The sequence below is a fragment of the Streptomyces sp. FIT100 genome (assembly GCF_024584805.1).
Classification (GTDB): domain Bacteria; phylum Actinomycetota; class Actinomycetes; order Streptomycetales; family Streptomycetaceae; genus Streptomyces.
This window is the reverse complement of record NZ_CP075715.1, coordinates 6,621,014-6,633,079: the sequence shown is the minus strand read 5'-3', so window position 1 is coordinate 6,633,079 and position 12,066 is coordinate 6,621,014. Positions and strand designations below refer to the sequence as shown.

11 protein-coding genes are annotated in these 12,066 nt (G+C 71.6%); 3 read left to right on the top strand and 8 right to left on the bottom strand.

Translation table 11 applies throughout. The features are described 5' to 3' along the window. Positions 1-178: 178 nt before the first annotated feature. The 4 genes from KK483_RS29700 to KK483_RS29685 all read right to left on the bottom strand — a co-directional run bounded on the left by KK483_RS29700 (position 179) and on the right by KK483_RS29685 (position 4,491). Complete coding sequence (locus KK483_RS29700) at positions 179-1,621, bottom strand: hypothetical protein (protein WP_262008293.1); 1,443 nt, start codon at positions 1,619-1,621, stop codon at positions 179-181. A 41-nt stretch (positions 1,622-1,662) separates the two neighbouring features. Continuing rightward, positions 1,663-2,706, bottom strand: a complete 1,044-nt coding sequence (locus KK483_RS29695) for a cation diffusion facilitator family transporter (protein ID WP_262008292.1) — start codon at positions 2,704-2,706, stop codon at positions 1,663-1,665. A gap of 16 nt (positions 2,707-2,722) precedes the next feature. Next, positions 2,723-3,583, bottom strand: a complete 861-nt coding sequence (locus tag KK483_RS29690) for a hypothetical protein (RefSeq protein WP_262008291.1) — start codon at positions 3,581-3,583, stop codon at positions 2,723-2,725. 206 nt (positions 3,584-3,789) lie between these two features. Next, a complete protein-coding gene (locus KK483_RS29685; RefSeq protein WP_262008290.1) occupies positions 3,790-4,491 on the bottom strand; it encodes a DivIVA domain-containing protein in 702 nt (233 codons plus the stop codon). A 283-nt stretch (positions 4,492-4,774) separates the two neighbouring features. On the opposite strand from KK483_RS29685, the gene KK483_RS29680 reads away from it, so the two are divergent. Then, positions 4,775-5,182: a peptidoglycan-binding protein gene (locus KK483_RS29680; protein WP_262008289.1), complete on the top strand. Its 408-nt coding sequence runs from the start codon at positions 4,775-4,777 to the stop codon at positions 5,180-5,182. A gap of 105 nt (positions 5,183-5,287) precedes the next feature. Here the strand turns inward: KK483_RS29680 and KK483_RS29675 are convergent, their stop codons facing one another. Both KK483_RS29675 and KK483_RS29670 read right to left on the bottom strand, forming a co-directional pair. After that, a complete protein-coding gene (locus tag KK483_RS29675; protein WP_399015312.1) occupies positions 5,288-6,082 on the bottom strand; it encodes an aquaporin in 795 nt (264 codons plus the stop codon). Positions 6,083-6,128: 46 nt separating this feature from the next. Next, the gene (locus KK483_RS29670; RefSeq protein WP_262008288.1) at positions 6,129-6,443 is read right to left on the bottom strand and encodes a helix-turn-helix transcriptional regulator; all 315 of its coding nucleotides are present in this window, start codon (positions 6,441-6,443) and stop codon (positions 6,129-6,131) included. 117 nt (positions 6,444-6,560) lie between these two features. Between KK483_RS29670 and KK483_RS29665 the strand changes: the two genes are divergently transcribed. After that, entirely contained in the window at positions 6,561-6,974 is a 414-nt protein-coding gene (locus KK483_RS29665) for an arsenate reductase ArsC (protein ID WP_262008287.1), read from the top strand. A gap of 106 nt (positions 6,975-7,080) precedes the next feature. Beyond that, positions 7,081-7,641: a hypothetical protein gene (locus tag KK483_RS29660; RefSeq protein ID WP_262008286.1), complete on the top strand. Its 561-nt coding sequence runs from the start codon at positions 7,081-7,083 to the stop codon at positions 7,639-7,641. A 30-nt stretch (positions 7,642-7,671) separates the two neighbouring features. On the opposite strand, the gene KK483_RS29655 is transcribed toward KK483_RS29660, so the two are convergent. Together KK483_RS29655 and KK483_RS29650 are read right to left on the bottom strand one after the other, a co-directional pair. Continuing rightward, entirely contained in the window at positions 7,672-8,337 is a 666-nt protein-coding gene (locus KK483_RS29655) for a hypothetical protein (protein ID WP_262008285.1), read from the bottom strand. Beyond that, positions 8,334-11,954, bottom strand: coding sequence for a CHAT domain-containing protein (locus tag KK483_RS29650; protein WP_262008284.1), 3,621 nt, complete (start codon positions 11,952-11,954; stop codon positions 8,334-8,336). Before KK483_RS29650 ends, KK483_RS29655 begins: the two co-directional genes overlap by 4 nt. Between the last annotated feature and the right edge of the window lie 112 nt (positions 11,955-12,066).

The window sequence follows — 12,066 nt, the reverse complement described above, 5'->3', positions numbered from 1 at the left end:
AGCCCGGCCTCCGCCCGGCCGGGACGCCATGGCCACTGCCCCCTGACGCCGGCGCCGACGTCGACGCCGACGACCACTGAGCCGACGGCTCAACTCCCCGCCCCGGAGCACCGGTTCCCGTCTGTCCGTTCACTCGTCGACGCCTGGCGGGCGGCAGCCTGAGCTCGCGGGTAGGGCCTCAGGCCGGGGTGAACCGCAGGAGGAACTCCGTGCCGCCCTCGTGCGGCGCGTCCACGGGCGCGTACGTGATGTGGAGGAGGCCGTCCGAGTGGGCGGTGACGGCGTCGATGCCGGCCGCCGACTCCACCCGTACGGTCAGGCCGGGCAACCGCCAGTGGCCGGCCGTCACATCGTCCGGCGCGGACCGTGGTGCATACGCCACAAAGCGCAGCGGCCGTCCCGGGTTCCGGCGGGCGTAGTGGGTGAGCCGCAGGGTTCCTTCCCGGTCGACGGTGGCGTCGACCGGGGTCCCTGGAGCCGCCCTCAGCCAGTGGACGCCGTGGGAGGTGCCCGGTGCCCGCCAGTGCACCGCGACCGGGCAGGACTGGTCGTCCCACTCGTCGTGGGAACCGCCCGCGTCCTGGGCGCCGATCAGATGGCGTTCGCCGATCCACGACGTGGCGACCCTGCGCGGTGCTGTCGTGACGGTCGTGGCCACGTGGCGGCGCCCGGAGAAGGCCGTGAGCCGCGCGGTGACGTCCGCGGGCGGTGTGCTCGCGAGGAGGGCGAAGCAGGGTGCGAAGCACCAGTCGTGCGCGTGGTCCGCGGCGCCGGGTCCCCCGGCGGGGAGGGGGGCCTGGGCGCCTCGCGTGGCGAGCTGGATCCACAGCCCGAGCAGCGAGACGTAGCGCTGGAGGTCCATCCCGTAGGTGCGGTCGTAGGGACCGGCGATGTTGCGCAGGTCCGGGTGGTAGCGGGCGGCGATCTCCTCCCACAGCCGCCTTTCCATCACCGCGCCGAGTCCGCGCAGGACGGGCGAGGGCGCGAGGCCGCGCCACAGGGCGAGACCGAAGAGGTCCACGCCGTAGTACGTGGGCGAGTTGAACTCGGGGAAGGCACCGGTCCGCGCCCACACGGTGTGCACCTCGGTGGCCAGGAGCTCTCCTGCCCCGCGCAGCTCGGCCCGGCCGTGCCGGTCGCCGACCGCGTCGTAGAGGTACGCCGCCATCAGTGCGATGTTGGTGTAGTGCGCCGACACCCCGCGCTGCCGGGAGCCGGCCGTGGCCAGGGTCAGGGCGTCGTCGATCCGTGCGACCAGCGCGGCGGGCAGGTCGGGCTCGAACTCGTGCAGGACCAGGAGCAGCGCGGTGCCGATGAACTCCCGCCAGTTGGGGTCGTAGTCGCGCCACTCCGCCGCGTCGGGAGCCGGGTCCTGCTCGTCGGGCCAGCGGCGCCAGGTGCCGTGCCCGACATGACCGGGAAGCGTGAACTGGTGTGCCAGTACCCTCTCGACCGCCTCGACGGCGCGCGCTCTGTCCGACGTCCCGGCCCGGGTGAGCAGCCCCACGGCGTACCAGATCGTCTCGCGGACCATGTGGGTGTGCGGCGCCAGCGAGGCCGGGGCGCGCAGCAGGCGAGCCCCCGGGTCCCACAGGCTGTCCATCCAGGCGGTCGCCGTCACGCTCGACTCCTGTGCGTACGGGACGAACCCGCGATCCGGCGTCATCCATGCCCCCGGCCCGGGGCCATGGCCCGGTGGACGGGACCGTGCGGATCGGCGCAGTGCGCCTCGGGCTCGGCCGGCGCGGGGCCGGCAGGGGCGTGGTCGACCTGGAGCGTGGTGTGCTCGATGCCGTACCCGGCCGCCAGGTGGCGCTGCAGTCCGGCCCGGACGGCGTGGCAGTCGAACTCCTCGGCGACCAGGACGTGCGCGGACAGCGCCGGATATCCGGAGGTGATGGTCCAGATATGGAGGTCGTGGACCTCCACGACCCCGTCCGATGCGGCGAGTTCGCGGCCGATGGCATCGGGCGCGAGGGTTGCCGGCGCCGCCTCGAGGAGGATCGTCCAGGACGCGCGGACGAGTCCGTAGCCTGCCTTCACCATCAGGGCCACCACGACGAGCGAGGCCAGGGCGTCGGCCCGGGTGAATCCGGTGAGCAGCACGACCAGACCGGCCGCCGCCGTCCCGACGAACGCCCAGAGGTCGTTGAGGATGTGCTGGAAGGCGCCTTCGACGTTGAGACTGGAACGGTTGGCCTTGCTGATGAGCCAGGCGGCGGCGACGTTGACGGCGACGCCGGCCAGCGCCGTGGCCAGCACCGGTCCGCCTGCCACCTCCGGTGGTGCGATCAGCCGGCGTACGGACTCGTACGCGAGGACCGCGCCGAGCAGGAGCAGGGTGATTCCGTTGACCTGGGCGGAGAGGATCTCGGCCCGTCTGAGCCCGTAGGTGAGGTGTCCGCGCGCCGGACGGGCGGCGAGGCGCATCGCCACGAGAGCGAGGACGAGGGAGACGGCGTCGGTGAGCATGTGTCCCGCGTCGGAGATCAGGGCGAGGGATCGGGCCGTGATGCCGATGACGACCTCGACCGCCATGAAGCCGGTGATCAGGACGAGGGCCGCCGTCAGACAGCGGCGATCTCCGTCGGGGCTCAACTCGTGGTGGTGACCGGAGTGATGGTGACCGGAGTGGTCATGACCGGCGTGGTCATGACCGGCGTGGTCATGACCGGCATGACGCCGCTGCTCGTGAGGGGTTCCCATCCTGCTTCCTCCCGCGTCAGTGGGCCATCACCATGAGGGTTCCGATGGCGGAGGCCGCGACGATGGAGATCGCCATGTGCCGGCGGCGCAGCTCCCCCGACCTCCGCTTGCTCGCGGCGAGCCTCAGCCCGACGATCCCGGTGCGCAGCAGCACACCGCCGACGAGCGCCAGCAGCACCGGCACGACCGTCATCGGCAGCGGTCGGACCGTGGCAACGACGACCCCGACGGCCGGGCTGAGCGCGGAGATCACCAGCCAGGGTGAGAGCCGTTCCCTCGCCTCGCCGAGCATGGCGGTGAGAGCGAGTCCCTCGCTCGCCGAGTGGACGGTCAGCGCGAGGATGATCGGCAGCGAGACGATCAGCGCCAGCGTCGCGCCTTCGACGACCCGGTGAGTGCTGAGCGCGGCGGCTGTTCCCATGCCGCCGAAGGCGATCGCACCGACTGCTTGCCTCACTCGTCTGTGACGCCCGGGTGCGTGCCGGCCGGGGCGCTGTGCGGACTCGTGCTCGGGGCCGTGCTCGTGGCCGTGCCCGCAGCCCTTGCGGGTGAAGTACGCGACCACGGTGAAGCCGGCGGCGGCGGACAGGGCGGGGGCCCAGAGCGGGAGACCGGTCGCGAGCGAATCCCTCAGCACGTCCGGAACGATGTCCGTCACCGCGGTGACGAGCATGACCGCCGAGGCGATGGAAAGCCACAGGCCGATGCGTTCCGCGTTGCGCCGGGCGAGCCAGGCCCCGATGAGCGTGGCGGTGCAGATGATCAGGACCGCGATCCACGCACCTGTGTCGGGGGGATTCTGTCCGAGGGTTCCACCGGCCGGGTTCAGTGCGTCATTTCCGAGATGGACAGGAAATCGCGAATATGTCGACGCCACGTTGACCACCCTTGTGTTTCATTTCCGGGAATGGCGAGATCACGGCGAAGATTCCTCGGGGTAAAGCTGTGAAAGCTCTGCTCTGAAAGCTGTGCTCTGAAAGCTGTGAACCTGCCGGTGCTCGACGGACCGTCCACTGCGGCGCCGGTGGTGCCTTTTCGGAGCACTCGGAGCACTCGGAGCACTCGGGGCGCTCTCCCGGGCGCTCAGGCCCGGTGTTCGTCGGTGAGGTGTCCGTCCCGCTGCGCGCCGACCCGCCAGTTGTCGGGACCGTCTTGGTGAAGCATCGTCACCGGCGTCTCATAGCGGCCGGTTCCTGTCGCTGTCGCGGGTGGTGTGGGGTCGATGGCGGCGTCCAGCCTGTTGAGCTGCTCCTCCACTGCCTGCATCTGCGTTCGCAGGCTCGTCTGGAGGCGCCCGCGGAAATGGGCCGCGAACTCGCTGAGGTGGCTGACCTCGCGCTGGATACCGGCCACTTGGTCACGAGCCCGCCGTTCCACCGAGGCAGCGCGGGTCTCGGCCTCCTTCACGATCTGCTCGGCCTTCTCGAACGCCTCGGCAACGGCCTCGTCGGCCACCTTCTGCGCGAGGGCGACGATGCGCTCGGCGCCCCCGCCCCGAACTGCCGCCCGCTCGGCGGCGCGTGCGGCGGTCTCCAGATCGGCGCGCAGGGTCGCATTGTCCCGGTAGAGGGCCGTCAGGGTGCCTTCCACCCGGCCGAGGAAACCGTCGATCTCACCGAGGTCGTAGCCTTCACGCAGACGTACGGTGGTGAACACCTGGTTGTGAACGTCTTCCGGTGTCAGCCACGGCTGGTCCCTGCCGCAGATTTCATGGACCGGGCGCAGCGCATGGGCGTCGCTTTCTTCGCCCGACTGATATTCATGTCCGAGGGGCGCGAGATTCACAGCCCTTCACCAACCCCTTCTCCTGCACGGAGATTCGTTCGTGAGAATTTCTCCGCAGCGAGCATTTCCCGGACGGTTACACCGAAAACACGACACGCCGGAATGCTTCAGCGGCACGGTAATCCATATAGGCGGATGACATGACCGGTCCCGGCCGCCCGCCGGGCTTACGCGAGGTCGAGTCGCGGGCCGTACGGGGACCGGAGAGGATGGGCGGCACACGTACTCCGGATTCCGTGCCGCGCAAGCCGGCCGGGCCGAACGGACGACAAGGGGAGGTCATATGCGGGTGCGCAGACTCATCGCCGGAGGCGCCGTGCTGTTCCTCGCCGCGTCCCTGGGCGCCGCCGCGCCGCAGGCCGCAGCCGTGCCTGCGCAAGAAGGATGCTCCTACGCCCCGAAGGCGGACCGCCCCGTCCTGCGGTACGGCCGCGACGGACGGGAGGGCCGGGAGGACCGGGACAGCCGGGCTGTTCGGCAGGCGCAGTGCCTGAGCAACCGCTGGGGAGGCGAACCGCCCAAGCTCACCGTGGACGGTGTCTTCGACGGCCGTCTGCTCGACAAGATCCGCTGGATCCAGGGCTGCCACGGCCTGCCCCGCAGTGGCGTCGTCGACCCGAGCACCTGGCATGTGCTCTACCACCCGGCCCCGGACTGCTACGACCCGTATCCGGGCCGCGCCCGTGCCTGAAGCCGGCTGGCCCGCGCCTGAAGCCGGCTGCGACCGGTCCGCCCGCGCTGTCGCCGTCAGCAATGAGCTCTGATTCGACGAATGCCACCCCAGGCATTCATCTCATCAGCACGCCCGCTCGGCTCCGCGGAAGACGACCGCCACCAGCGCCAGGCCGACGACGGCGCCGGCGAGCTGGGCGACGATGAACCCCGGCACCGAACCCGGCGCGATACCGGCGAACGTGTCGGTGAAGGCGCGGCCTACCGTCACGGCCGGGTTGGCGAAGGACGTGGACGAGGTGAACCAGTAGGCGGCGCCGATGTACGAGGCGACCGCGACCGGCGCGAAGCGCAGCCGGCCGGTGCGGGCGAGACCGAAGACCAGCAGGATCAGCCCGGCCGTGGCGACGACCTCCCCCAGCAGCAGACTGCCCGCCGAGCGATCGTGCGTGGACCACTTCACCAGCGGCTCGCCGAACATCGCGTCCGCCAGGATCGCACCCGCGATCGCGCCCACCGTCTGCGCGGGTATGTACACGGCCACGTCACGGCCGGTTACCCCGGCGCCGCCACGGCGGGCCGTCCACCACTCCGCCAGGGTGACGGCGGGGTTGAAGTGCGCACCGGAGACCGGCCCGAGCAGGGCGATGAGGACGCCGAGGCCGAAGACGGTGGCGATCGAGTTGGCCAGGAGCTGGAGGCCGACATCCTGCGTCAGCGCGGTCGCCTGGATCCCGGAACCCACCACCACGGCGACGAGGGCGGCGGTGCCGACCAGTTCGGCGGCGGCTCGTGCGGCCCGAGGGGAGCCGGACGGCGAGGCGTCGGGCGCGGATGTGACCTCGGTGGCCATGGCTGCGGCGGGCTCCGCCGCGGTCCGGGCGGCGGTTTCGGGCAGGGCGGCGTCAGTGGCGCTCAACAGGACTCCTCGATGCGGTCGGGACGGTCGCGACGACGCGGGATGCTCAGGGACAGGACCGCTTGACGTTCGCCTCTGCGCCGGCGCGCGCCGTCTCCGCGAGGTCCGCGAACTGACCGGCGAGCGACTCGATGACCTCGGGGCGGAGCCGGTAGTACGTGAACCTCCCGCACGGCTCCGTGTCCACCACACCCGCCTCGCGCAGCACCCGCAGGTGGTTGGAGAGGTTGGTCTGCCGGGCACCGGTCTCCTCCACGAGGTGCGTGGTGCACAGCGTCTCGCGGGCCAGCAGGGTCACGATCCGCAGCCTGAGCGGGTCGGCGAGCACCCGGATCAGGTCAGTGTCGACTGACGTCATCATGGGCTGATACTGTCACATCAGTGGCTGCTGACGCCACCAGGCACTGACGTCAGAAGTACCTGATATCCGTGCGTGACATGGCACCACACCGTCCGCGAGACACGAGAGAGACCCGCGATGGCCGAGAAGCCCTCCGTACTGTTCGTCTGCGTCCACAACGCCGGCCGTTCCCAGATGGCCGCCGGGTGGCTGAGCCACCTGGCCGGGGACCGCATCGAGGTCCGCTCCGCCGGCTCCGCCCCGGCCGACCAGGTCAACCCCGCCGCGGTCGAGGCGATGCGCGAGGTCGGCATCGACATCTCCGCCGAGACCCCGAAGATCCTCACCGTCGACGCGGTCAAGGAGTCCGACGTCTGCATCACCATGGGCTGCGGCGACACCTGCCCGGTCTTCCCGGGCAAGCGCTACCTGGACTGGACCCTGGACGACCCGGCCGGCCAGGGCGTCGAGTCCGTACGGCCGATCCGCGACGAGATCAGGAAGCTCGTCGAGGGCCTGATCGAGGAGCTCGCACCGGAGCGGACCGCGTAGGAGGCCGTCTCGGTCGACATGCAGGATGAGTACGCACACTCAGGCGTGAATGCTGCTCCTGCGGCACGCTGAGGACACGGTGCGGGAAGCCTGAGGGGGGCGTGTCATGGGTGCCGAAAGCGCGGATGACGTGAACGAAATGGCGGGCGGCGGCTCCGCGTTGCGGCGGCGCCTGTCCTGTCTGGTGGTCGTGGTGGCCGTCCTCGCCCTGGTGGCGGGCGGCCTGGTCTGGCTGTTCCGGAACGAGTTGTTCCATCCGTTCGGGGACGCCCGGGCTTGCGAGGGCAGCGACACACGTCTGCCAGGCGTGATCCACGCCGGCGGGGCACCGATTCCCGCCGGTGCCTCCGACATCCACTACGTCACCAGGAACGGCAGCGCTGAGGTCACCTTCGTCAGCAACCGGATACCGGACTACCTCCACCGCGCGGGCATCCTCCCGGAAGGCAAGCCCCTGTTCGACGAGGAGTACGGCACCAAAGGAGACGCCGACGACGAGATCGAGCTCCCCGAGGGCCTGTGCGGGTCCCCTCTGCGGGGCCCCGTCTGGATCTACCACTCCACAAGCACCACCGGTTCGAGCGTCACCGTCATGGTCGAGGTCTCCCCCACGCACGGCGACGACTTCCGCTTCCCGGCCCGCGCTGTGGTCACCTACAGCCTCTGAAGCGCCGCGGAGGGGATCCGCGGGGGCCGTTCAGCCTGCCAGCACGATGGAGTGCGGTTCCCGCTCGAGTCGGGCCCGGTAGCGGCGTACACCCCAGCTGCGGTGTTCCAGTTCCGCCGCCACGACCACCTCCGCCGTGTTGACCTGCCCCGGCACAAGCTCCACCAGTGCGGCCACCGGGTGGTCGCCGGTCAGCGGGACGCGCCTGACGCCGCGGAACTCCCACTGCGGGTTCGGCTGGGAAGCGCCATGGCCGCGGACGACCCACTCCTCCCTCACCGATTCGGCACCCGCCGGCTTCTCCACGCCCAGGTCCAGCACACCTGCCTTGACGGTGAAGTTGAGGCCACCCGTGCTTGCGAGGGAGCGGGTGCGCTCCCCCGGCTCGATCAGCCGTGCGACGGGCCGTGCCGCGCCGTCCGGCACGGACAGGGCGATGCCGAGGGAGGCGTGGCGGAACGTACCTCTGCTCTCCGGTGTCTCCGGGCGGAACGAACACACCATGAGCAGTTGCCTGAACTCCCGGTCCGGCGTGGCTTTGACATACGCCGGCCACTCCGCGGGCGCCGCCTCGTGGTCCCCGGGCAGCACGTCCCAGCCGAACGTGAGCCTGCCGCGAAGTGGTTCGGCATCCACGGGACCGCCGAGCGTGCGCTCCGGCAGGAGTTCGACGTCGTGCATCCGGATCTCGGTCATGTGTCGGCTCCCATGCTCCGTCCTTGCAGATAGGTGAACGCTCCCCAGTCACGGTATGCGGGATACCGGACACGAGTGGCGAGTTGGGCGTCGCGGAACGCCTGGACCGCGTCCGCGCCGTGGGCGATCCGGCGATGCATGTCGTCGTAGAAGTACGTGGCCGGGTCCGGTCGCACAGGCCACAGACATCCGACGACGGCCTGCGCGCCGGCCGCGACGAGCGCCGACGGGATGCCGCGCACGTTGTCCCCGTGGTCGAACCGGCCGAGCGCGGACTCGCACGCGGCGAGCGTGACGAGACGGACGCCGCGCAGGTCGGCTCCGAGGAAGTCGTGGGCGAAGACCCGGCCGTCGTCGTCACCGTCCGGGCTGAGGTAGAGGCACTGCATCCACGGCGCGTCCTGGTCCATCGTCCCGTGGACCGCGATGTGGACCACGTCGGCCGTGGACAGCTCCGCGAGCAGTGCGGCCCGGGTGGCCTCGGGGCCGGTGACGGCGTCCACGCCCACGGCCTCGCCGACCTTCCGCGCGTGCGACTCCAGCTCCGGTTCGGCCTGCAGACCGTAGGGGACACCGCCCGCGGCCGAGGCGAGCACGGCAGTGCGCCGCTCCCGCACGGGGGCGGCGGGGGCGGCGGGGGCGGGGGCGGGGGCGGCCGAGGGTGCCAGGGCTTCGAGGCCGGCGATGGTGGTGACGGTCCAGTCGTCGGCGATCGTGCGGCCACCGGCGCGGCACAACGGGACCGGCAGGTAGTGCAAGGCTCCGTGCGGCCACACCAGCAGCCGGTCCTTGCCCTGGGCGCGCCACTCGGCCCACCGGTCGCCGACGCCGAGCAGGGTGTCGTTGAACTCCAGGAGCCGGGCGCCTTCCGGTGTGACGTCGGCGAAGAGCGGGTCGTGCTGGATCTCCGTCCGGATCGCCTCGATCCGGTCGGCGAGAGGATGCCTGCCGCGGCTCTCGCCGTCACCGCCCCCGAGGTGGACGAAGAGCGCTCTGCCCTGCCGCGTGACAGCCAGCAGGACGGCCGCGCCCCGCACGTGCATGGGGAGGAACCAGGTGAGCAGCACGGTCCTGTCGTCCAGCAGCTCGTGCACGTGTGCCCACAGGCGCTGCTCGTCGACGAACGGGGCGGAGCGGCGGCGCAGTTCGACGTCGATGAAGGAGGAGATCCGTCGGCGCAGGTTCCTGGCGACCTGGGTGTCGTCGCCGCCGGGGGGACGGCGGTCGACGTCCAGGACGTCCAGGAGGTTCGGTGCGTAGTTCGGGACGTCCGATGCCGAATCCGGGACGTCCGGTGCGGAATCCAGGCCGTCCGGAAGGTGCGGTGCGGCGTCCGCGACGGCGGCGGGGCCCTCCAGGTCGCGCAGCATGCCGACGAAGTGCTGGATGTGCACGGGCAGTTCGAGCGGGCCGTCGATACGCGACCAGGCGCCCAGCTCCGCTCCCTTGCCCGCCTGGTGCAGTCCGAGCATCAGCACCGGTGGCAGCGTCTCGTACTCCGCGGCCATCTGCCACACGGCGGTGTGCATGAGGTCGCGCAGCACCTCGCCGAGTTCGGGCGCGCCGCTGGTGTCGAAGTTCGGAAGGTCCACGATGAGCGCGTACAGCGCCCCCTTGAGATCCTCTCCGCGCAGGCTGCCCAGGTACTGCGCCAGCGGCACCAGGGCGGCTCTGGCCAGGTCCTCGAAGCCCAGCGAGGCATAGGAGAGCGCGGCGTACGTGTAGTAGCCCCACGGGAACGGCATCGGACCCGGGATCGGCTGGTCCAGTTCGGCCGCCTGGTGGTGCAGATCCCCCGCGAGCAGCCGCAGTTCCTCGCTCGCGCTGCCCGTCACCCGGCGGAGCAGGGTGAGTCCCAGCGCGGGCTGCCGCCGGTCGCGGGCGTGCGCGGCCATGTGGAGCAGTGCCGCCGACCGCTGCGCCGGTGTCCAGTGGTCGGGGACCGCAAGGGAGAGTGCCTCGTCGAGCGTGGAGCAGTCGGTGGGGTCGCCGGGCAGCGCGTGCAGCCGGGCCTCGATCAGCTGTCTGCGGTGCGCGGGGTCCGGGCGCATGTCGAGGCGCTCCGCCCAGTCCAGTGCGGTCTCCAGCAGCGGCCGGTGGGCGCGCTCCCGGGCCAGGTTGATCCCCTGGCTGATCACCCGGGACGTCACGGCCCTGCCGTGGTCGGCGACGAAGTCTGCCAAGGGCCTTGCGAACACCGCTGTGAGAACGGCGTCGGCCGCCTCGGGCGGGGCCCCGTCCACCACTCTGATCAGGAACAGCGCGAGATCCGGCTCGGAGAGGACGGGCGCGTCGAGCAGGAGCAGCAGCGCGGCGCCGGCGGCCTCCCGGCCGCTGCCCTGCTCGCCGCCGAGGCTCTGCGCGAGCGATGCCATCACGCGGGGCAGCTGCACGCCGCCGTCGAGCTGCAGCGCCCGTACCAGCAGGTGCACCGCCTCGGTCGCCAGGCGGGGAGAGTCCTTCTGCAAGGGCTCCTCGTCGGTGTACCACGTGCGGTACAGCTCCGCCTCCATCCGTGCCGCCCAGGTGGTCCGCCCCCCGCGGGCGTAGGCGTCGGCGGCGAAGTCCTCCGGGCCCCTGGTGGCCAACCGCAACCGGGCGGCAGCCAGGAGCGCGGCTTCCAGCTCCGCGCCTGCCTGATGCATGGCCGCCGTGTCGCCAGGGCCGCCGGGACCGCCAGGGTCGGCGGGAACTCCAGGGTCGCCGGGACCGCCAGGGTCGCCGGGATCGCCGGGATCGCTCAGCCTGTCGATCAGTCGCGTCGCCACCGCGTCCGCCGCCTCGAACACCTCGCGTTCGCACCGGTCCGCCACCAGCGGTACGGCCGACTCGGCGGTGCGGAGCGCGGCGCGCCCCCAGGCGGATTCCACCCCGCAGGCGTCGGCGAGCTCCGCGACCAACCGCCAGTAGACGTGGACGAGTTCCACCAGGCCGCGGTGGTCGACGAACTCCTCCCGCATCAGCAGGTCCAGCATCGCCTCGGCCGACATCGCGAGGTACCCGCCCTCGGCCAGACCGCGACGGATCCGTTCCGTCTCGCGCGCCCGCCGCGCCGCCTCGGCCGGCGACAGGACCCGCTCGCACACGAGGTTCGCCAGGTCCCACAGCCGACCCGCGGGATCGAAGGTGATCGTGACCGTCGGCGTCGTGTCCTCGGCGCGCGACGGCGTGCCGAAGCGCACCGGGCCGGCGCACACCATGCCCTGGCACGTCTCGAAGGCAAGGGCTTCCTGGGGATCGGCCGTGGCCGGGAACACATGGGAGACGACCAGGAGCACCGACCCCGTGGCCTCCCCCGCCTCGGCCCAGCCGGGCGGCCGCTCCAGGTCCAGGTCGTGCGCGAAGAGCGCTCCGTCCGGGCTGCGGACGCACAGCGCCCCGCGGGCGTCCTGGACGACGCACCACCGGGGGTCGGCAGGTGCGCCGAAGGGCAGTTCGTCGAGCGAACGAAGCACCGGCATGCCCCACGCACGCGCGCGGGCGAAGAGACTGCCGCCGGCCCCGTCACCCGTCGTGAACGGACTGACGCCGGCGAGGCCGACGGCAAGGCCCGCATGCCGGACTCCGCCCACCTCCGCCAGGAACGCCCACCCCGTGACGTCCCGCGACAACCGCACGGCCTCCCCCTTCGCGCCGGCCGACCGCCGACCACGGCACAGCGGTCAACTCTCCCACGGAACCGATGTCCTTGGCGGCCCGTACCGTCGTGTACGCCCCACCATGTACGCC